This window comes from Cupriavidus sp. 05N40, from assembly GCF_056397305.1.
Map to the genome: position 1 here is coordinate 1 of NZ_JBFTND010000033.1, position 20,314 is coordinate 20,314.

General features: G+C 67.2%; 19 protein-coding genes and 1 pseudogene. 15 read left to right on the top strand and 5 right to left on the bottom strand.

The window, feature by feature from the left end; translation table 11 throughout:
* From asd to AC1DO7_RS09995, 13 genes are all read left to right on the top strand, one after another.
* Positions 1-1,030 (top strand): aspartate-semialdehyde dehydrogenase (asd, locus tag AC1DO7_RS09935; protein WP_477116054.1); only part of this gene is annotated, 1,030 nt, incomplete at its 5' end.
* Between the two features lie 326 nt (positions 1,031-1,356).
* Positions 1,357-4,182: a motility hub landmark protein FimV gene (locus tag AC1DO7_RS09940; protein ID WP_441619314.1), complete on the top strand. Its 2,826-nt coding sequence runs from the start codon at positions 1,357-1,359 to the stop codon at positions 4,180-4,182.
* 186 nt (positions 4,183-4,368) lie between these two features.
* Positions 4,369-5,193: a tRNA pseudouridine(38-40) synthase TruA gene (gene truA / locus AC1DO7_RS09945; protein WP_441619316.1), complete on the top strand. Its 825-nt coding sequence runs from the start codon at positions 4,369-4,371 to the stop codon at positions 5,191-5,193.
* Positions 5,177-5,881: a phosphoribosylanthranilate isomerase gene (locus AC1DO7_RS09950; RefSeq protein WP_441619318.1), complete on the top strand. Its 705-nt coding sequence runs from the start codon at positions 5,177-5,179 to the stop codon at positions 5,879-5,881. The genes truA and AC1DO7_RS09950 overlap by 17 nt, the downstream gene beginning before the upstream one ends.
* 123 nt (positions 5,882-6,004) lie before the next feature.
* Positions 6,005-7,198 (top strand): tryptophan synthase subunit beta, encoded by a 1,194-nt coding sequence (trpB, locus tag AC1DO7_RS09955; RefSeq protein ID WP_441619320.1) that lies wholly within the window; start codon positions 6,005-6,007, stop codon positions 7,196-7,198.
* Positions 7,198-8,106 (top strand): DNA-methyltransferase, encoded by a 909-nt coding sequence (locus tag AC1DO7_RS09960; protein WP_441619322.1) that lies wholly within the window; start codon positions 7,198-7,200, stop codon positions 8,104-8,106. Before trpB ends, AC1DO7_RS09960 begins: the two co-directional genes overlap by 1 nt.
* 2 nt (positions 8,107-8,108) lie before the next feature.
* On the top strand, positions 8,109-8,906 hold the full coding sequence (trpA, locus tag AC1DO7_RS09965) for a tryptophan synthase subunit alpha (RefSeq protein WP_477116055.1): 798 nt from the start codon (positions 8,109-8,111) through the stop codon (positions 8,904-8,906).
* A 181-nt stretch (positions 8,907-9,087) separates the two neighbouring features.
* A complete protein-coding gene (gene accD / locus AC1DO7_RS09970) occupies positions 9,088-9,960 on the top strand; it encodes an acetyl-CoA carboxylase, carboxyltransferase subunit beta (protein WP_477116056.1) in 873 nt (290 codons plus the stop codon).
* Positions 9,961-10,216: 256 nt separating this feature from the next.
* Positions 10,217-11,527, top strand: coding sequence for a bifunctional tetrahydrofolate synthase/dihydrofolate synthase (gene folC, locus AC1DO7_RS09975; protein WP_441619328.1), 1,311 nt, complete (start codon positions 10,217-10,219; stop codon positions 11,525-11,527).
* 110 nt (positions 11,528-11,637) lie between these two features.
* Entirely contained in the window at positions 11,638-12,396 is a 759-nt protein-coding gene (locus tag AC1DO7_RS09980) for an SPOR domain-containing protein (RefSeq protein WP_441619330.1), read from the top strand.
* A 53-nt stretch (positions 12,397-12,449) separates the two neighbouring features.
* Positions 12,450-12,947 carry a CvpA family protein gene (locus AC1DO7_RS09985; protein WP_441619332.1) on the top strand — a complete coding sequence of 166 codons (498 nt, stop codon included), beginning with the start codon at positions 12,450-12,452 and terminating at the stop codon, positions 12,945-12,947.
* A 93-nt stretch (positions 12,948-13,040) separates the two neighbouring features.
* A complete protein-coding gene (gene purF, locus AC1DO7_RS09990; RefSeq protein ID WP_441619334.1) occupies positions 13,041-14,570 on the top strand; it encodes an amidophosphoribosyltransferase in 1,530 nt (509 codons plus the stop codon).
* A 416-nt stretch (positions 14,571-14,986) separates the two neighbouring features.
* Positions 14,987-16,192: an O-succinylhomoserine sulfhydrylase gene (locus AC1DO7_RS09995; RefSeq protein ID WP_441619335.1), complete on the top strand. Its 1,206-nt coding sequence runs from the start codon at positions 14,987-14,989 to the stop codon at positions 16,190-16,192.
* A gap of 28 nt (positions 16,193-16,220) precedes the next feature.
* On the opposite strand, the gene AC1DO7_RS10000 is transcribed toward AC1DO7_RS09995, so the two are convergent.
* From AC1DO7_RS10000 to nodI, 3 genes are read right to left on the bottom strand one after another with little or no spacing between them, the layout of a single operon-like run.
* Positions 16,221-16,466, bottom strand: a complete 246-nt coding sequence (locus AC1DO7_RS10000) for a hypothetical protein (RefSeq protein WP_477116057.1) — start codon at positions 16,464-16,466, stop codon at positions 16,221-16,223.
* Between the two features lie 8 nt (positions 16,467-16,474).
* Entirely contained in the window at positions 16,475-17,332 is an 858-nt protein-coding gene (locus AC1DO7_RS10005) for an ABC transporter permease (RefSeq protein WP_441619339.1), read from the bottom strand.
* A 49-nt stretch (positions 17,333-17,381) separates the two neighbouring features.
* Positions 17,382-18,293: a nodulation factor ABC transporter ATP-binding protein NodI gene (gene nodI, locus AC1DO7_RS10010; RefSeq protein WP_441619341.1), complete on the bottom strand. Its 912-nt coding sequence runs from the start codon at positions 18,291-18,293 to the stop codon at positions 17,382-17,384.
* A 190-nt stretch (positions 18,294-18,483) separates the two neighbouring features.
* Between nodI and AC1DO7_RS10015 the strand changes: the two genes are divergently transcribed.
* Positions 18,484-19,017 carry a PaaI family thioesterase gene (locus AC1DO7_RS10015; RefSeq protein ID WP_441619343.1) on the top strand — a complete coding sequence of 178 codons (534 nt, stop codon included), beginning with the start codon at positions 18,484-18,486 and terminating at the stop codon, positions 19,015-19,017.
* A 110-nt stretch (positions 19,018-19,127) separates the two neighbouring features.
* Positions 19,128-19,403: pseudogene (locus AC1DO7_RS10020) on the top strand (LysE family translocator); the annotation flags it as partial.
* A 396-nt stretch (positions 19,404-19,799) separates the two neighbouring features.
* Here AC1DO7_RS10020 and rpsU read toward each other — a convergent pair.
* Both rpsU and AC1DO7_RS10030 read right to left on the bottom strand, forming a co-directional pair.
* The gene (gene rpsU, locus AC1DO7_RS10025) at positions 19,800-20,012 is read right to left on the bottom strand and encodes a 30S ribosomal protein S21 (protein ID WP_006158571.1); all 213 of its coding nucleotides are present in this window, start codon (positions 20,010-20,012) and stop codon (positions 19,800-19,802) included.
* A 34-nt stretch (positions 20,013-20,046) separates the two neighbouring features.
* Positions 20,047-20,244, bottom strand: a complete 198-nt coding sequence (locus tag AC1DO7_RS10030; protein ID WP_006158572.1) for a cold-shock protein — start codon at positions 20,242-20,244, stop codon at positions 20,047-20,049.
* Positions 20,245-20,314 lie beyond the last annotated feature (70 nt).

The window sequence follows — 20,314 nt, forward strand, 5'->3', positions numbered from 1 at the left end:
GTCCAACGCCGGCGGCCAAGCCCCGGCCATGGCCAAGAACGAAACCACGCTGAAAGACGCCAACGATATCGATGCACTGCGCAAGTGCGATGTCGTCCTCACCGCCCAGGGCGGCGACTACACCAACGAAGTCTTCCCGCAGTTGCGGGCGGCTGGCTGGAAGGGCTACTGGATCGACGCGGCGTCTTCGCTGCGCATGAAGGACGATGCCATCATCGTGCTCGACCCGGTCAACCTCGGCGTGATCAAGGATGCGCTGTCCAAGGGCGTGAAGAACTTCGTCGGCGGYAACTGCACGGTCAGCTGCATGATGATGGGCCTGGGCGGCCTGTTCCAGCACGACCTGATCGAGTGGATGACCTCCATGACCTACCAGGCGGCCTCGGGCGGCGGCGCGCAGCACATGCGCGAACTGCTGACCCAGTTCGGCACGCTCAACGCCTCGGTCAAGCCGCTGCTGGACAATCCGGCCTCGGCGATCCTGGAGATCGACCGCACCATCCTGGCGACCCAGCATGGCCTGTCGGCAGACGAAACCAAGCAGTTCGGCGTCCCCCTGGCCGGCAACCTGATCCCCTGGATCGACAAGGACCTGGGCAACGGCGTGTCGAAGGAAGAGTGGAAGGGCGGCGCCGAGACCAACAAGATCCTGGGTCGCGGCGAAGGTTTCGTCGGTGCGACCGGCGCCTCGCCGATCGCCGTCGATGGCCTGTGCGTGCGTATCGGCGCCATGCGCTGCCACTCGCAGGCGCTGACCATCAAGCTGCGCCGCGACGTGCCGCTCGATGAGATCGAAGGCATGCTGGCCGACAACAACCAGTGGGCCAAGGTCGTGCCGAACACGCGCGAGGCCAGCGTGACCGACCTCACGCCGGCTGCCGTCACCGGCACGCTGACCATCCCGGTCGGCCGCCTGCGCAAGATGCAGATGGGTGGCGAGTACCTGTCGGCCTTCACCGTCGGCGACCAGCTGCTGTGGGGCGCCGCCGAGCCGCTGCGCCGCATGCTGCGCATCCTGATCGAAGCCTGACGGGGTTTGCCGCCCGGGCCGCCGGAGAAGCCATGTCTCGAAACATGGCGCCTTGCGGCGGACCCGGCACTCCGGGGTTTCGTTGCTGGCAGGCAACAGAAACCCCCGCTTTGAGGATAACGCCGCGCCTGTGCGCGGCGTTGTCGCGATCGGCTGCCTATTTTTCCGTGCGTTGGGCCACAATACAGCCGGCATATGTCGGGCTGTGGAGGCGGTTTGCCGCACGCCCGTACGAGTTGGCGCGGGGCTCAGTCGGGACGCTAACTTGCTGCGCTAAACCATTGATGTTAAGTTAATTTCACTACTAAAACACAACGGAGCACAAGGTGAGTGTGAGCCAACATCGCCGGAAAGATGCGCCTATCGCCCGTCAGCGCTGGTCAACGCTGGCCTTCACGGCACTGGGTCTGCTGCTCGCGCAGCCGGCTGCCTATGCCGCGGGATTCGGGCAATTACGGGTACAGTCGAATCTGGGTCAGCCGCTACAGGCGGAAATCGATATCAGTGGTGTCAGCGCCGAGGAAGCGGACGGTCTTTCCGTCAAGCTTGCCGCGCCGGACGCTTATGCCAGGGCCGGCCTGACCTACCTGCCAGCCGTCAGCAGCCTGCGCTTGCAGGTCGAGCGCCGTCCCAACGGCAGCTACGTGGCGCGGGTGCGTTCCAACCAGCCGATCAGCGAGCCCTTTGTCGATATCCTCGTCGACATGACCTGGGCGAGCGGCAAGGTCTCGCGCGCCTACACATTCCTGCTCGACCCGGCCGGCGCCAAGCCGACCAACCAGACATTCTCGCCCACCACGGTGGTGCAGGCAGGCACGCCTGACGAGTCGGGCGGTGCCAGCGTGCCGGCCCCGGCCGCCGCGCCTGTTCCCTTGACGGCGGCGCCGGCCGAGACGGCTCCGCCCGCCCGCCCGCAAGCCAGGGCACCCGCGCCGCGGCCGCGCCGCGAAGCGCCGGCGGTGGCCACGGCGGCCTCGGGTTCCTACACGGTGCAGCGTGGCGACAATCTCTCCTCGATTGCCGGCGATGCCATGCAGGGCCAGGACGGCGTCTCGCTCGACCAGATGCTGGTCGCGCTCTATCGCAACAACCCCAATGCCTTCGTCGGCGGCAATATGAATCGCCTCAAGGCGGGGGCGGTGCTCAAGGTGCCGAGCCAGCAGGAGGCGCAGTCGGTCGCGCCGCGCACGGCCCGCCGCGAGGTGGTGGCGCGCACGCAGGGCTTCGATGCCTACCGCAGCCGGCTGGCCACGGCCGCGGCCGCGCGCTCGGTGGAGGCCGGGAGCGGCCGCTCGCAATCGGGCAATGTCACCGCCCGCGTGCAGGAGCAAGCCGCGCCGGCTGCCGGCCCGCGCGACGAACTCAAGCTCAGCAAGCCGGAGCGGGGCAGCCAGGCTGCCGCCACCGCCGCGGCCGAAGCCGATATCGCCAAGGAACGCCAGCTMAAGGAAGCCGAGACACGCCTCGCGCAGCTCGAGAAGAACGTCACCGACATGCAGCGGCTGGTCGAGCTGAAGAACGCCGAGATCGCCAAGCTGGGCCAGGCCCAGGCCGCCAAGAGCGCGGACAAGGAAGCCCCGGCGCCGGCGGCCGCGCCGACGGTAGTGCCGGCCGATGCCGCCAAGGCCGACTCCGCAGCCGCTCCGGCAGCCAGCGCCGCCGCGGCGACAGCGGCAGCCGCGGCAGCGGCGGCAAGCGCGTCCGCACCGGCGACCCCGGCACCGCAAGCCACGGCCGCCGCGGCCGGTGCCAGCGGCGCCGGCGCCGAGGTGGCAGCCGCCGCCAAGCCTGCCGCCGCTTCCGCACCGGCGGCCACGCGTCCGCCCGTGGTGACGCAGCCTCAGCCGGTGGCGCAGCCGTCCTTCCTCGATGGCGTGCTGGCCAACCCGATGCTGCTGCCCGGTGGCGGCTTGCTGATCGCCTTGCTGGGCGGCTATGCGATCTATCGCCGCCGGCAGCAGCAGAAGGCCAGCGAGAACGCCGCCTTCCAGGACAGCATCCTGTCGCAGGAAAGCACCGTCATGGCCGGCGGCCACTCGCTGTTCGGCGCGGCCGGCGGGCAGAGCGTCGACACCTCGCAGCACAGTGTGTTCGGCGCGGATTTCCGCATCGGCAACAACACCGCGGAAGCCAACGAGGTCGATCCGATCGCCGAGGCGGATGTCTATATCGCCTATGGGCGCGATGTGCAGGCCGAAGAGATCCTGCGCGAAGCCCTGGAGCAAAATCCTGAGCGCCAGGCGATTCGCCTCAAGCTCTTGGAGATCTACAACAATCGTCAGGATGTGGAAGGTTTTCGCGTGATTGCAGAAGAAATGTTCGCCCAGACGGGCGGGCAGGGGGCGGAGTGGGCACAGGCGATCGAGATGGGACGCCGCCTGGACCCGGGCAATGCCTTGTACCTGAGCGTGGCGCCCGATATCGCGAGCGACACCACGACCCTGCCGGGCGATCAGTGGCGTACCCACGATCCCTCGCAGGATCCGGCCGCACCGCCGCGCGAGACGGCCATGTCTGACCTGGCCGACCTGGCCATGCCGCTGGACGGCTTTCCCGCGCCGGCGGCCGGCACGCCGATCACGGCGCCGGAGTCCGCCGCGCTGGCGTTCGGCCATGCCGAGGCGCCCTCGGCGCTGGCCACGCGCCTGGACGACGGTCTCGACCTCGACCTGCCCGCGCCGGCCGGCGCGCACAGCCTTGGCGGCAACGACGTACCGCCGCTCGACGCCCCCACGCGCAGCCGCCCGATGGACTTCGATATGTCCGGCATCTCACTGGACCTGAATGCGTCGGGCCCGGCCAGCGCCAACGCTGATCACCTGTCCGCCGCGTTCGACGAGCCTTTGCGGGATGCGGGCGTGTCGTTGCCGGCACCCACCATGCTGCGCGATGGCAAGCTGTCCGAGCCGATCGACCTGGCGCGGGTCAGTGCCGAAAGCGCGTTCGACACGGTGCACGGCATTTCGCCGAGCACCTTGTCGGCCGATCCCGCCGATGGCGGCCGCGACATGCAGATCAAGTTCGATCTGGCGCGCGCCTACATCGAGATCGGCGACAGGGAGGGCGCGCGGGAGCTGCTGCAGGAAGTGGTCGACCAGTCGCAGGAACCGCTGCAGACCGAGGCCCGTTCCCTGCTGCGCGAGGTGGCCTGACAGGCGAGCCTGTATGATGGCGGGCTGGGCGCGGATGCGCCGGCCCGCCGCGGATGCGCCGGGAGCGTGGCTTCCGGCGCATTTGTTTTTGGGGTTGCCGCGGCACGCGCCGGCCGCTTCCCGTTCGCTCCCTGTTCGCTCGCTGTTCGGTTTCCTGTTCCTCGTCCGCCACCCGCTTTTCGTTACATGACCCGCATCGCCCTAGGCCTCCACTACGACGGTGCCAGCTTCTCAGGCTGGCAGTCGCAACCGCACCGCAATACGGTGCAGGACCGGCTCGAGGATGCGATCGAGCGCTTTGCCGGCACGCGCATGCTCACCACGGTGGCCGGGCGCACCGATAGCGGCGTGCATGCGCTGGGCCAGGTCATTCATCTCGATACCGAGCTTTCGCGCGAACCGTTCTCGTGGGTACGCGGCATCAATGCCTTCCTGCCGCCATCGATCTCGCTGCAGTGGGCGCAGCCGGTCGACGAAGGCTTCCACGCCCGCTTCCTGGCCTTCGAACGCATGTACTACTACGCGCTCTACGTGGGGCCCCACCGGGTACCGCTGGTGCACGGCAGGGCGGGCTACCTGATGCTGCCGCCGGGGCAGGGGCTGAATGCGGATGCCATGCGCGAGGCCGCCGGCTGCCTGCTGGGCGAGCACGACTTCTCCGCCTTCCGCGCGGCCGAATGCCAGGCCAAGTCGCCCGTCAAGACCATGTACGACGTCAGCCTCAAGGCCGACGGCAACTGGCTCTTCGTGCGCTTTCGCGCCAGTGCCTTCCTGCACCATATGGTGCGCAACCTGATGGGATGCCTGGTGGCGGTCGGACGCGGGCGTTACCCGCCGTCATGGCTGGCGCAGATCCTGGCCGGGCGCGACCGTGCCAAGGCCGCGCCCACCTTTATGCCGGATGGCCTCTACCTGGCCGGCGTGAAGTATCCTGAGCCCTACCGCCTGCCCGCCGCCGACGCGACCGGCAGCCTGTTCCATGGAGTGTTTGCCGATGAACCCGTTGCCTGAACCGGCCGCCGCCGCGCCGCGCCGCACGCGCATCAAGATCTGCGGCCTCACGCGCGAAGAGGACGTGCGCGCCGCCGTCGATGCCGGCGCCGACGCGATCGGCCTGGTGTTCTATCCGGGCAGCCCCCGCTACGTCGAGGTGGCGCAGGCGGCCGCGCTGGCGGAGGCGGCCGGGCCGTTCGTCTCCGTGGTCGGCCTGTTCGTCAACGCGGATGCCGAGGAGATCGCGCATGTGGCTGAGCGGGTGCCGCTTACGCTACTGCAGCTCCATGGCGACGAGACGCCGGAGGACTGCGCACTGATCGCGCGGCGTTGCCAGTTGCCATTTCTGCGTGCGGCACGCGTCCAGCCGGCCCTCGATTTGGTAGAATTCGCGAATCTGCACCGCGATGCCGCTGCCTTGCTGCTCGATGCCTTCGTCGAAGGCTACGGCGGTGGCGGCCACGTCTTCGACTGGACCCTGATACCCCCCGCATGGCTTCCGCCTATCCACAACCCGCCCGCAAGCGCCGCTCCTCGGATCGTTTTGAGTGGTGGGTTGAACGCGCAAAACGTCGCTGGCGCGATTGAGCGCGTGCGGCCTTACGCTGTCGATGTAAGCAGCGGCGTGGAGGCTGCCAAGGGCGTGAAAGATCACGCCAGGATTGCCGCGTTCGTGCGCGCAGTGCGCAGCGCGGATGCCGGGTGAGGCGGGCGCTTCCCATCTGCCGCTTTCCGGTTTTCCGCATGCCCCGCGCCTGCCAGGCGCACGACCCCATTTCATCGGATTCCTGCCAGACCGGCCAGGGGTCCTGATCAGACGAGCTGACACATGTACGACCTGCCCGATTCCCGTGGCCATTTCGGCCCCTATGGTGGTTCCTTCGTTTCCGAGACGCTGGTGCATGCACTGGACGAACTGCGCGAAGCCTACGCTCACTACCAGAAGGACCCCGAGTTCGATGCGGAATACCGTCGCGAGCTCAAGCACTTCGTCGGCCGCCCCTCGCCGATCTATCATGCGCAGCGCTGGAGCGAGACGCTCGGCGGCGCGCAGATCTATTTCAAGCGCGAGGACCTGAACCACACCGGCGCCCACAAGATCAACAACGTGATCGGCCAGGCCCTGCTGGCCAAGCGCATGGGCAAGCCCCGCGTGATCGCCGAGACCGGCGCCGGACAGCACGGCGTGGCCACGGCCACCATCGCCGCGCGCTTCGGCATGGAGTGCGTGGTCTACATGGGTTCGGAAGACGTCAAGCGCCAGGCTGCCAACGTCTACCGCATGAAGCTGCTGGGCGCTACCGTGGTGCCGGTGGAAAGCGGCTCCAAGACCCTGAAGGACGCGCTCAACGAAGCCATGCGCGACTGGGTCACCAACGTCGAGAACACCTTCTACATCATCGGTACCGTGGCCGGGCCGCATCCCTACCCGATGATGGTGCGCGACTTCCAGTGCGTGATCGGCGAAGAATCCAAGGTGCAGATGCCCGAGCTGACCGGCCGCCAGCCTGATGCCGTGATCGCCTGCGTGGGCGGCGGCTCCAATGCCATGGGCATCTTCTACCCGTACATCGAGCACAAGGACGTGCGCCTGATCGGCGTCGAAGCCGCCGGCGACGGGCTCGACACCGGCCGTCACGCGGCCGCGCTGATCGGCGGCTCGCCGGGCGTGCTGCACGGCAATCGTACCTACCTGCTGCAGGACGCCAACGGCCAGATCATCGAGACCCATTCGATCTCGGCGGGCCTGGACTACCCGGGCGTCGGCCCCGAGCATGCCTGGCTCAAGGACATCGGCCGCGCCGAATACGTGCCCATCACCGACGAGGAAGCGCTCAAGGCCTTCCATGACTGTTGCCGCATCGAGGGCATCATTCCCGCGCTGGAATCGAGCCACGCCATCGCCTACGCCTGCAAGCTGGCGCCGACCTTGCCCAAGGACCAGCTGCTGCTGGTGAACCTGTCCGGGCGCGGCGACAAGGACATGCACACCGTGGCCGAGCGTTCGGGGCTGAAGCTCTGATGCGCGATCTGTTCACGCCAGGCGCCACCGAGGGTGGCACCGCAACCGCGCCGAGCGCGGCGCCGCAGCTGCTGCTGTACCAGGAAGACATGCTGGAGGGCATCAAGCGCCTTGCCGACGAGTCGATCGACCTGATCGTGGCCGATCCGCCCTACGGCCTGGGCAAGGACTACGGCAACGATTCCGACCGCCTCTCGGGGCCGGCCTACCTGGAGTGGTCGGCCGCGTGGATCGACGCCGTGGTGCCCAAGCTGGCGCCGCGCGGCTCGCTCTACCTGTTCTGCACCTGGCAGTACTCGCCCGAGCTGTTCGTGATGCTCAAGCAGCGCCTGACCATGATCAACGAGATCATCTGGGACCGGCGCGTGCCGAGCATGGGCGGCACCACGCGCAAGTTTTCCTCGGTGCACGACAACATCGGCTTTTTCGCGCGGGCGCGCGACTACTACTTCGACCTCGACCCGGTGCGCGTGCCGTACGACGCCGAGACCAAGAAGGCACGCAGCCGCCCGCGCTTCGAGGGCAAGAAGTGGCTGGAGGTGGGCTACAACCCGAAGGACCTGTGGAGCGTGCCGCGCATTCACCGCCAGGACCCGGAGCGCGCCGCCCACCCGACCCAGAAGCCGCTCGACATCGTGCAGCGCATGGTGCTGGCCAGCTGCCCGCCCGGCGGGCTGGTGCTCGATCCCTTCACCGGCAGCGGCACCACCGCGGTGGCCTGCGCGCAGCACGGACGGCGTTTCGTCGGGTTCGAGATGAATCCCGAGTACGCCAGCGTGGCGCGCGAGCGCGTCGCCAAGTGCATCATCGCGCCGCAGGCCGAGCCCGCCGCCCTGATCATCGCCGCAGCGAACGACGAGCCCATGCAGGCTGCCTCGTCCACGCCGCTGCCCAACTTTGCCAAATGACCATGTCCCGAATCCAATCGACTTTCGCGGCGCTGGCCGCGCAGAACAAGAAGGGCCTGATTCCGTTCATCACCGCCGGCGATCCCGAGCCCGGCCTGACCGTCGCGCTGATGCATGCGCTGGTGGCGGGCGGCGCCGACGTGATCGAGCTCGGCGTGCCGTTCTCCGATCCGATGGCCGACGGCCCGGTGATCCAGCGCGCCTCCGAGCGCGCGCTGGCGCAGGGCGTGTCGCTGACCCAGGTGCTGGCCTGGGTGGCCGAGTTCCGCCAGACCGACAACGCCACGCCGGTGGTGCTGATGGGCTACGCCAACCCGATCGAGCGCATGGGGGAGGAAACCTTCGCCCGCGCCGCGCGCGCGGCCGGCGTGGATGGCGTGCTGGTGGTGGACTATCCGCCCGAGGAGTGCGAGKCCTTYGCCGCSCTGATGCGCGCCARYGASATGGATCCGATCTTCCTGCTSGCSCCGACCTCCACCGATGACCGCATCGAGGCGGTGGCCAAGGTCGCCAGCGGCTATCTTTACTATGTATCGCTCAAGGGCGTGACCGGCTCGGCTACGCTGGATCTCGACAGCGTGGCCGCGCGCATTCCGCTGATCAAGCGTCACGCCAACCTGCCGGTGGGCGTGGGCTTCGGCATCCGCGACGCGCAGACCGCCCGCGCGATCGGCAGCGTGGCCGACGCGGTGGTGATCGGCAGCCGCCTGGTGCAGTTGCTCGAAGATGCGCCGCGCGGCCAGGCAGTGGAATCGCTGCGGGCCTTTATCGCGGAGATCCGCCAGGCGCTCGACGCCTGAAGGTGATTCGGGCGGCACCGCCGCGCATGCCTTGTGCGGGCGGTGCGGCGGCGACAACATTGAATTTGGCGGTTAAGTGCCGCAACGTGCGCATTGACCCGGCGGAACGGGGACTGCGAACGGCAGGCGTGGTAAATTCGCGGCCTGACATGTTCCGCGCATGTGCCGAAAGGAGCCTTTCATGAGCTGGTTGGATAAACTCCTCCCTCCCAAGATTCAACAGACCGACCCCTCCACCCGCAAGGGCATTCCGGAAGGGCTGTGGGTCAAGTGCCCGTCGTGCGAGTCGGTTCTGTACCGCACCGACGTCGAGGCCAATCTGCACGTCTGCCCGAAGTGCGACCACCATATGCGCATCCGCGCGCGCGAGCGCCTGGACGGGCTGCTGGACGCCGAAGGCCGCTATGAGATCGGCCAGGAGATTGTCCCGGTCGACGCGCTCAAGTTCAAGGACACCAAGAAATATCCGGACCGCATCAAGGCCGCCATGGATGACACCGGCGAGACCGATGCCATGGTCGTCATCGGCGGCGCGATCCATACGATCCCGGTGGTGGTGAGCTGCTTCGAGTTCGAGTTCATGGGCGGCTCGATGGGCTCCGTGGTGGGCGAGCGCTTCGTGCGCGGGGCCCAGGCCGCGCTGGAACAGAAAGTGCCGTTCATCTGCATCACCGCCACCGGCGGCGCGCGCATGCAGGAAAGCCTGCTGTCGCTGCTGCAGATGGCCAAGACGACCTCGATGCTGAACCAGTTGTCGGCTGCCAAGCTGCCGTTCATCAGCGTGCTGACCGACCCCACCATGGGTGGCGTCTCCGCCAGCTTCGCCTTCCTCGGCGACGTGGTGATCGCCGAGCCCAAGGCGCTGATCGGTTTTGCCGGCCCGCGCGTGATCGAGCAGACCGTGCGCGAAAAACTGCCGGAAGGCTTCCAGCGAGCCGAATTCCTGCTGYAGAAGGGCGCGATCGACATGATCGTCGACCGCCGCAAGATGCGCGACGAGATCGCGCAGTTGCTGGCGCTGCTGCAGAAGCAGCCGGCGGATGCGGTAGCGTAAGGACGCCAGCCGGATCCGGTGAGAGGGAAAGCGCGGACGCTCGTTCGCGCTTTTTCGTTTGTGGGCGGCTTTCGGCAGGGGCGGCGCTCATGCCGGCCTGGTCGTTGAGTTTAGCCCAGGTGCCCCAATATCCCTTCCTCGCGCTGGCGTCCTCATTGCCGCAGCCGGCGTCTAAGCTATAGGCAGATCCAGCATCCCGGGCCGCGCTCGGCCCCCAACGCTCCACAGCAACATCCCGTACAAGACCACGCCCATCATGCCGATCTTCACTTCCCTCCCCGAATGGCTCAACCATCTCGAAACCGCCCATCCGGTCGGCATCGACATGGGCCTGGCGCGCATCACCCGCGTCAAGGAAGCCCTGGGGCTGCGCATCGATGCGGTGGTGTTCACGGTGGGCGGCACCAACGGCAAGGGCTCCACGTGCGCCATGCTGGAGCGCATCCTGCTCGAGGCGGGCTACAAGGTGGGCTGCCATACCTCGCCGCACCTGATCTCGTTCAATGAGCGCGCGCGCATCAATGGCGAGTTCGCCACCGATGCGCAGTTGCTGCCGCACTTCGAGGCGGTCGAGCGTGCGCGCACCAGCTTTGCCGATCCGGTCAGCCTGACCTATTTCGAGTTCACCACGCTGGCCATCATCCAAGCCTTCGCCGCGGCGGGGCTCGACGCCATGGTCCTGGAAGTGGGACTGGGCGGCCGGCTGGACGCGGTCAATGTGATCGACACCGATTGCGCCGTGCTGACCAGCGTGGATATCGACCACACGCACTACCTGGGCGATACGCGCGAGAAGATCGGCTACGAGAAGGCCGGCATCTTCCGCCCCGGTGTGCCCGCCATCGTGGGCGATCCGGTGCCGCCGCAGTCTGTCATCGACCATGCGCAGGCCATCGGCGCGGACCTGTGGCTGGTGGGCCGCGATTTTCGCAGCCAGGCCTCCAAGGGCCAGGAGCGCCAGCAGTGGGAGTGGAGCGGGCGCGAGCGCAAGCTCAACGGCCTGGGCTATCCGGCGCTGCGCGGTGCCAACCAGTTGCTCAACGCCTCGGCGGCACTGGCGGCGCTGCAGGCCATGCGGTCGCGCCTGCCGGTGAGCGCGCAGGAGGTGCGCAACGGGCTGGCCTTCGTGGAGCTGCCGGGCCGCTTCCAGGTCATGCCGGGGCGTCCCGCGGTGATTCTCGATGTGGCGCACAACCCGCATGCGGCGGCTACGCTGGGCCAGAATCTCGAGAATATGGGCTTCTTCCGTTACACCTATGCCGTGTTCGGCGCAATGGAAGACAAGGACATAGCGGGCGTGCTGCGTCAGTTGGCCGACAAGGTGGATCACTGGTGCCTGTGCGACCTGCCCACGCCTCGCGCGGCCAGCGCGGCGGATTTGCTCGCAAGGCTGGAAGAGGGCGGTTTCCAGCCCGGCCCGGATGCCACCGCGGCCTGTTTTCCCAGCCCCGAGGCGGCTTACCGGGATGCCCTCGGCAGGGCGACCGAGAATGATAGAATTCTGGTCTTCGGATCGTTCTACACCGTGGCGGGGGTGATGGCGTATCGCGCCACGCAGGCAAATTGAGGTGCGCGGCCGCCAGGCGTGCTTCCGGGGCTGACGCCGGAGCCAACCGCCGCGCAGACTGAGCGACATTTTCAACGGCCGGGTTTCCGGCCGGAGCACCGAACCAATCTATGGGCCTGCTTTCGCTGTTTTCTTCCCGCAAGGGCAATGCCCCGGCACCGGAGCGCGGGCGCCGCTCGCGTTCGGACCCGGGTGCGGGCATCGCCTCGTCGCGACGCCTGGCCGAGGAGTACGCGGACGACACGCTCGACCCGGAATTCCCGCAGAAGCAGCGGGCGCGCCGGCGCCTGATCGGGGCCGTGGTGCTGATGGTCGCGGCGGTCATCGTGCTGCCGATCGTCTTCGAGACCCAGCCGCGCCCGCTCGTCGAGAATATCTCCGTGCGGGTCGACGGCGGCCAGGGCGGGGCCAAGGCCAAGGCCGATACCCGCAAGGCGGATCCGCTGCCGCCGACGCCGCAATCCAAGGCGGATACCCAGGGGCTGGACGCCGGCGAGGAACTGGTGGCCGATACCGGCGACGGCAAGCCCGCCGCCGCGGCGCCTGTCGCCAGCGACAAGTCCGACAAGTCCGATAAGTCCGATAAGTCCGACAAGCCTGCCGACAAGCCCGCAGCGCGCGCCGAGGCCAAGACCGGCAGCGGCAAGTTCCTGGTGCTGGTCGGGGCCTTCTCCTCGGAAGACAAGGCCAAGGGATGGCTGGCCAAGCTCAAGGCCAGCAAGGTGCCGGCCTATATCGAGAAGAAGGTGCTGGCCGATGGCGAGCGCGTCCTGCTGCGGGCTGGCCCGTTTTCCGACCGCGAAGCGGCCGATGCGGCCGAAAAGCGGGTACGCGCCGCGGGCCTGACCGCCAAGGTGATCGAACAATGAAGCGGTGGCGGCCCCGGATCCGTCCGGCAGCCGCCTCGTGACACCGTATTTGCATGCATCCGACTTTCTTCGATTACAGCGTCGCCTTTATCCTGATTGCTTCCAGCCTGATCGGCGTGCTGCGCGGCCTGGTGCGCGAAGTGCTTGCGCTGATCGGCTGGGTGGTGGCGTTCCTGGTGGCCTATCACTTCGCCGGCACGGCGGCGCGCTGGATTCCGGAGTCGGTGCCGGGCGGCGAGCTGGCGCGTGGCGCGCTCGGGTTCGGCGTGCTGTTCATCGGCACGGTGATCGCCGCGGGGCTGGCCGGCGCCGTGCTGGGCCAGTTGCTGGAAAAAACCGGGCTCAAGCCCGCAGACCGCGGCCTGGGGCTGGTGTTCGGCCTGCTGCGCGGCGTGCTGGTGGTGATGTTCGTGGTGACCCTGGCCGGGCTCACCAAACTGCCTGAAGAGGCGTTCTGGCGCGATGCGCTGTCCCGGCCCTACGTGATGCAGGCGATGGAGTCGCTGCGGCCGTGGTTGCCGCCGGAAGTCGCCAAGTACGTCAAGACATGAGGCCGGGCAGATCCCCCGGCCGGTAGTACGCGGGCCCCGTCCTACAAGGGCAGGGCCGCGCCCCGATTCAAACGCTTTTCCTGGGAGCTTGGCATGTGCGGTATCGTCGGTGTGGTTTCCTCCACGCCCGTTAACCAATTGATTTACGACAGCCTGCTGCTGTTGCAACATCGTGGACAGGATGCGGCCGGCATCGCTACCGCGAATGGCAGCACCTTCCACATGCACAAGGCCAACGGCCTSGTGCGCGACGTGTTYCGCACSCGCAATATGCGCGGCCTGCCCGGTGCCGCCGGCATCGGCCAGGTGCGTTACCCCACCGCCGGTTCGGCTTCGAGCGAGGAAGAAGCCCAGCCGTTCTACGTCAATGCGCCCTACGGCGTGATCCTGGCCCACAACGGCAACCTGACCAACTGGAAGCAGTTGCACGAGGAGCTGTTCAGCCGCGACCGTCGCCACATCAACACGCACTCCGACACCGAAGTGCTGCTCAACGTGCTGGCCGACGAACTGCAGCGCGCCAGCAGYGGCCTCGCGCTGGACCCGGCCACCATCTTCAGGGCCGTGGCCGGCATGCACCGCCGCGTGCGCGGCTCGTACGCCATCGCCGCGCAGATCGCCGGCTACGGCATGCTGGCCGTGCGCGACCCGTTCGGCATCCGTCCGCTGTGCCTGGGCAGCGTCGAAACGCCGACCGGCAAGGAGTGGATGGTTGCTTCCGAATCGGTGGCGCTCGAAGGCATCGGCTACAAGCTCGAGCGCGACGTTGCGCCCGGCGAGGCCATCTTCATCGACCTCGACGGCAAGCTCTACACGCAGCAGTGCGCCGACAATCCGGTGCTCACGCCCTGCATCTTCGAGTACGTCTACCTGGCGCGCCCGGACTCGTGCATCGATGGCGTGCCCGTGTACGACGCGCGCCTGCGCATGGGCGACTACCTGGCCGAGAAGATCCGCAGCGAAATCTCCGCCGGCGACATCGACGTGGTGATGCCGATTCCCGATTCCAGCCGCCCCGCGGCCATGCAGGTGGCCAACAAGCTGGGCGTCGGCTATCGCGAAGGGTTCTTCAAGAACCGCTACGTGGGCCGTACCTTCATCATGCCGGGCCAGGCGGTGCGCAAGAAGTCCGTGCGCCAGAAGCTCAATGCCATGGGCGTGGAGTTCAAGGGCAAGAACGTGCTGATCGTGGACGACTCCATCGTGCGCGGCACCACCTCGTTCGAGATCGTGCAGATGGCGCGCGACGCCGGCGCCAACAAGGTCATCTTCGCTTCGGCCGCGCCGCCGGTGAAGTTCCCCAACGTCTACGGCATCGACATGCCGACCCGCAGCGAACTGGTCGCCCACGGCCGCAGCCATGAAGAGATCGCAAAGATCATCGGCGCGGACAAGCTGGTCTACCAGGATGTCGATGCGATGAAGCAGGCCGTGCGCGATATCAACCCCAAGCTGAACGACTTCGACGCCTCGTGCTTCGATGGCCGCTACGTCACCGGCGATATCGACGAGGCCTACCTCGAACGCCTGGAAACGGCGCGCAGCCAGGCCGACCGCGACGGCACCGGCGGCGATGCAGAGCGCTCGCAGCTGCACCTGCAGCGCTCGGGCAGCAACGAGTAAGTCCGGGCAGCCGCGCCGGCGCGCGCCGTGGAGTTGACGCAGACCGGGCCCGGCCGTAACATGGCCGGGCGTCGATTTGATTGTCAGCTTGCGGACGCGGGTCCTGCCGGAGCGTGATTGCCGGAACAGGAAATGACCCGTCACAGGGAAATGCCCGAAACAGCTAAAGCGGAAGGCCGGCTTCCCGGTCGTGCGCACCGAAGGCACGAAGGCAAGCCTGCATCCCGCCGCAGCGCGGAGCCTATCCTCCCAGACACAAGCAGCCCGTCGATTCGGCCAGCCAGGCCAATGGATCGCACGGGCTTTTTGTTGCCGGCCGCACCCGTACGACCCGGTGGCCGGCGCAACGTGTTCAGCGCATCCGACGTTTGCACCGCTTTTACCTATAACCGCGCGGGTATCACCGCCTGTCCATCATGAACGAACCGCTTCCCCTCGACTCCCTCGGCATCGATACGCTCGGCGTGCGCGCCGGCACCATGCGCAGCGAGTTCATGGAGCACTCGGAGGCGATGTACCTGACCTCCAGCTTCTGCTTCAACAGCGCCGCCGAAGCCGCGGAACGCTTTGCCAATTCGGAGACGGGCTTCACCTATTCGCGCTTCACCAACCCCACCGTGGCGATGTTCCAGACGCGCCTGGCCGCGCTGGAAGGCGCCGAGGCCTGCATGGCCACGGCATCGGGCATGAGCGCGATCATGTCGATCGTGATGTCATCGACGCAGGCGGGCGATCACCTGGTCAGCTCGCGGGCCATCTTCGGCTCGACCATGACGCTGTTCTCCAATATCTTCGCCAAGTTCGGCGTGGAGACCACCTTCGTCGACGGCACCGACCTCGGCGCCTGGCGCGCGGCGGTCAAGCCCAACACCAAGCTGTTCTTCCTGGAGACGCCGTCCAACCCGCTTACCGAAGTGGCCGACATCGCCGCGGTTGCGGACATCGCCCACAATGCCGGTGCGCTGCTGGTGGTGGATAACTGCTTCTGTTCGCCGGCGCTGCAGCAGCCGATGAAGTTCGGCGCCGACATCGTCGTGCACTCGGCCACCAAGCATATCGACGGCCAGGGCCGCGTGCTCGGCGGCGCCGTGGTCGGTTCGCACGACTTCATCATGGGCAAGGTATTCCCCTTCGTGCGCACGGCCGGTCCGACGCTGTCCGCCTTCAATGCGTGGGTGTTGCTCAAGGGGATGGAGACGCTGGCGATCCGCATGGAGCGCCACAGCGCGAGCGCGCTGGTGCTGGCGGAATTCCTGGAGTCGCATCCCGCGGTCGCGCGCGTCTACCACCCCGCACTGAAATCGCACCCGCAGTACGAAGTGGCCCGGCGCCAGCAGAGCGGGGGCGGCGCCATCGTGTCGTTCGAGCTCAAGGGCGATACGCCGGAGCAACAGCGTGCCAATGCCTGGCGCGTGATCGACAACACCCGCGTGTGCTCGATCACCGGCAACCTGGGCGACACACGCACCACCGTGACGCACCCGTACACCACCACGCATGCGCGTGTCAGCCCGGAAGCCAAGGCCGCGGCCGGCATCGGCGAGGGGCTGATCCGCATGGCGGTGGGCCTGGAGTCGGTGGAAGACCTGAAGGCCGACCTGCTGCGCGGACTGCAGGGCTGAGGCCGCTGGCAGTGGCCGGCAGCAGCCGCTAGTCGCTGCTGCCGGCCACTGCCTGCACGCCGGCCTTGGTGACGCCATACGTGGTTTCGACGGCGGTGGTGGTCACGCTGACGGCAGCGGAGCCCACGGTGGCCGCGGTGGACACCACGGCACTGCCCACGGCCACGGTGGCGCCGACCACGCTGCAGGCGCCCAGCAGCGTACATGTCGTGAGCGCCGCGAGCAGGGCGGCGTGGCTGGCGACGATGMTGGTGCTACGGCCGCTTCCTTGCATCTGGCGGCTCATCGCAACAGCCTGCGGCGCAGCAGCATCAGCGCCACTACCAGGGCCACCGCCGCATAGGCGCACAGCACCCCAAGATGCAGCGCCAGGTTGTCGATCGGGCGCCCCAGCATGATGGGGCGGATCAGCGCAACCGTGTGCGCCAGCGGCAGCAGCTGCGTGGCGGCCCGCGCTCCGGCGGGCAATTGCTCGAGCGGGAAGAATACGCCGGACAGCAGCAGCATCGGCGTCATCACCAGCGTCTGGTAGAACATGAAGAAGTCATAGCTCGGCGCCAGCGCCGTGACGATCATGGCCAGGCTGGCGAAGGCAATGCCGGCCAGCACGATCACCGGCAGCGCCAGCAGCGCGCCGGGCATCTGCGCATAACCCAGCGCGCCAGCCACCAGCATGATCGCCAGGCCCGACAGCACCGCCTTGCTGGCGGCCCACATGATCTCGCCCAGCACGACATCGCCCAGGGTCAGGGGCGCATGCATGATGGCCTCCCAGGTGCGCTGCACGTGCATGCGCGAGAAGGCCGAATACATCGACTCGAAGCTGGCCGACATCATCACGCTGGATGCGGTGGTGCCGGCGGCGAGGAAGGCGATATAGGACACGCCGTTGACCTGGCCGACCAGCAGGCCCAGCCCGAGGCCCAGGCCGAACAGGTAGATCATCGGATCGGCCAGGTTGCCGATCATGGAGGGGATCGCCAGCTTCTTCCACACCATGAAGTTGCGATACCAGACCATGGTCCAGTTGCGCGCGTTCAAGGGCAGCAGCGGCTGCGGGTAGTGCTGCGGCGGCGCGGGCATGCGCGGCGGCGCGGTGGCCGCTGGCGTACCGCTCGGGCGGGGGTCTTGTTCGCTCATGTTCAATCGTTCGATCCGTTTGGTCGGCCTCGCCTTGGCGAGGCGCGCTTCAGTCGCGCATCTCGCGCCCGGTCAGCTTGAGGAAGACGTCCTCCAGGTTGGCCGGCCGGTGCAGGTAGCGCACGCCGGCGCGGCCATGCAACGCCGCCAGCAGCGGGGCCGGCTCCTTCACATAGCAGAACAGCGTCTCGCCGCTCATCTCGGTGCGTATGGCCAGTGGCTGCAACTCGCCACGCAGCGGCGCCAGGTTGTCGCCGTAGACCTCCACCACATCGCAGCCGATCTGGCTGTCGATCAGTTCGTGCGGCTTGCCTTGCGCGATCTTGCTGCCACCGTCGATCACGCACAGGTAGTTGCACAGGCGCTCTGCCTCTTCCATGAAGTGCGTGGTCAGCAGGATGGTCTTGCCGCTGGCCAGCAGCGATTTCAGGCGCTCCCAGATCAGGTGGCGTGCCTGCGGGTCCAGGCCGGTGGTGGGTTCGTCCATGACCAGCAGGTCGGGGTCGTTGATCAGCGCGCGCGCGACCGTCAGGCGCCGGCGCATGCCGCCCGAAAGATCACGCACCTGCGCGCCGGCGCGGCTCTCGAGCCGGGCGAACTCCAGCAGTGCCGGTACGCGGCGCTCGATCTCGGCGCGCTCCAGGCCGAAGTAGCGGCCAAAGATGCGCAGGTTCTCGACCACCGTGAAATCCGGATCCAGGTTGTCGAACTGCGGCACCACGCCCACCCGCATGCGCGCCTGCGGCGCGCGCTGCGGGATCGGCTCGCCGCACAGTGTGAGCGTGCCGGAAGCCGGCGTGGTCAGGCCGAGCAGCAGCCGCAGCGTGGTGGTCTTGCCGGCGCCATTGGGCCCCAGCAGGCCGAAGCACTGGCCGCGCTGCACGCGCAGGCTCAGGTCGTTCACCACCATGGTGTCGCCGTATTGCTTGCTTACGTTGCGTAGTTCGAGAATGGCAGTCAAGGCAGGACCGGGAAAGAATGCGCGCCGCTGGCGCAATATCCACCATTATGCAGGCAGTGGGAGGGATGTTTTGTGGCGCGCCGCAGCAAGGAATGCCGGAAGCAGTTATCTTGCTGGCTGGCAGCCTGTGCCCTGCAGCCGGGCGCCGGACAGAATATTCAGGCCACAAGGACGAAAAGGAGACCGACCAATGAGTGCAGAGGACGTACTGGCCCAGTGGCAGGAGGATGAACGCCGGGCACGTGCAAGGCTGGGCGAGCCCGGCGTGGCGACGATGGCGCAGCTGGCCGAACGGACCGGCCTGCAGTTCTTCGAGGACATGATGGCGGGCAATGTGCCCGGCGCACCCATCGCGCAATTGATGGATTTCGTGCCGGTGGAATTCGGGTCCGGGCGCTTTGTCTTCCAGGGCACGCCCGGGCCGCAGCACTACAATCCCATCGGCACCGTGCACGGCGGCTATGCCGCAACGCTGCTCGATTCCTGCGTGGGCTGCGCCGTGCACACCATGCTGCCGGCGGGCAAGGGCTACACTACGCTGGAACTCAAGGTGAACTACGTGCGGCCGCTGACCACCCGCACGGGGCCGATCCGCGCGGAAGGCAAGGTGATCAACCTGAGCACGCAGATCGGCATCGCCGAGGGTCGTATCATCGATACGCAAGGCAAGCTGTACGCCTACGCGACCACGACCTGCCTTGTCTTCCCGATGCCGGCCGCCTGAACGGCGCGCCGGATATTCCAGTATCCCCAGAGGAGCCGCAATGTCTTTCGAACACTGGCTGGCATTCGTGCTGACAAGCATCGTGGTGCTGATCATCGCAGCGCTTTGGCAAAGCCTGGCTGGTGACGGCGCTCAACCCCAAGAGCATCGTTTTCTTCGTGGCCTTCGTGCCGCAGTTCCTCGATGCCCGCCAGGCATTCTGGCCGCAGGCAGTGGTGCTGATTCCCACCTTCGTCGTGATGGCCACGGCCAACGCCGCGATCTACGCCATGCTGGCGCGTGCGCTGGCGACCCGCCTGACCACGCGGCGCGCGCAGGCCAACGTGCAGCGGGCAGGCGGCATCACGCTGATCGGCGCCGGCGCGCTGATCGCCGCGCGCAGCTGACGCGGCAGCCGGCGGTGCAGGCGGGCCGCCGGGGCGGTCTGCCTTGCGCGAGCGACAGGCGGCACAATACCCTGGCGTGGCGGTTGCCGGGGCGAATCAAAGCGGGGAAACAGGCGGGGAAGCAGGGGGGAATGCGCGGGGCGGGGAGAATGTGCGGCACGCCGGACAGGCGAGCGCATACAACACACCAGCCGCATTCGGTTCCGCTGGAACGACGGGCAGGGTGAAGCGCAGGAAGAGTCGGGCGGGTGGCGGAAGCCTGGCCCCGAAGGGCCGGACTACCGGCCGCGCCGCGCCAATACGAAAATCCGCCAGGTGACGATTGGCGGATTCATACGGCCCACGCGGCCTGCGGCAAATCGCGCTGAAGCACGCTCGCCGCTTGCAATGCCAGAATCAGTACATCTTCTTCGGCAGCATTTGCATGCGCAGACGTTTGCGAAGGCGCGATTCCGCTGCCTTCTTCTTGCGCTTGCGCTCGGTCGTGGGCTTCTCGTAAGCGGTACGGCTCTTGAGTTCAACGATCAGGCCGGTCTGGAGGATGGCCCTACGGAAACGCCGCATTGCAACTTCAACGGGCTCACCGGGTTTCAAGACGATCTTAGTCAATTCTGTCCTTTAGCATTGCCGCAAAGCGGYGGGTTCAAACGGGGGAAACATTGGCCGCTTCAGGGCCTTTCTTGCCCTGTTGCGACTGGTATTGCACTCGCTGGTTGTCTTGCAGCGGAGCACCCCCGCGAACCTGAGAGATGTGGACGAACAAGTCCTTGCCACCGGCGTCGGGGGTAATGAAGCCAAAACCCTTCTGGGCGTTGAAGAACTTGACGGTACCAGTTTCCATGAAGATTCCTCTTTTGAGCGCAAAAAATGCGCCCACTTGCTTTTACAGGTTTACGTAAACACTGTCAAGG

What these genes read in the sequence shown, in the direction of transcription:
- truA (WP_441619316.1), top strand. Translation starts at nt 4,369, where the DNA reads ATGACCCGCATCGCCCTAGGCCTCCACTACGACGGTGCCAGCTTCTCA.
- AC1DO7_RS09950 (WP_441619318.1), top strand. Translation starts at nt 5,177, where the DNA reads ATGAACCCGTTGCCTGAACCGGCCGCCGCCGCGCCGCGCCGCACGCGC.
- trpB (WP_441619320.1), top strand. Translation starts at nt 6,005, where the DNA reads ATGTACGACCTGCCCGATTCCCGTGGCCATTTCGGCCCCTATGGTGGT.
- AC1DO7_RS09960 (WP_441619322.1), top strand. Translation starts at nt 7,198, where the DNA reads ATGCGCGATCTGTTCACGCCAGGCGCCACCGAGGGTGGCACCGCAACC.
- folC (WP_441619328.1), top strand. Translation starts at nt 10,217, where the DNA reads ATGCCGATCTTCACTTCCCTCCCCGAATGGCTCAACCATCTCGAAACC.
- AC1DO7_RS09980 (WP_441619330.1), top strand. Translation starts at nt 11,638, where the DNA reads ATGGGCCTGCTTTCGCTGTTTTCTTCCCGCAAGGGCAATGCCCCGGCA.
- AC1DO7_RS09985 (WP_441619332.1), top strand. Translation starts at nt 12,450, where the DNA reads ATGCATCCGACTTTCTTCGATTACAGCGTCGCCTTTATCCTGATTGCT.
- AC1DO7_RS09995 (WP_441619335.1), top strand. Translation starts at nt 14,987, where the DNA reads ATGAACGAACCGCTTCCCCTCGACTCCCTCGGCATCGATACGCTCGGC.
- AC1DO7_RS10005 (WP_441619339.1), bottom strand. Translation starts at nt 17,332, where the DNA reads ATGAGCGAACAAGACCCCCGCCCGAGCGGTACGCCAGCGGCCACCGCG.
- AC1DO7_RS10015 (WP_441619343.1), top strand. Translation starts at nt 18,484, where the DNA reads ATGAGTGCAGAGGACGTACTGGCCCAGTGGCAGGAGGATGAACGCCGG.
- AC1DO7_RS10030 (WP_006158572.1), bottom strand. Translation starts at nt 20,244, where the DNA reads ATGGAAACTGGTACCGTCAAGTTCTTCAACGCCCAGAAGGGTTTTGGC.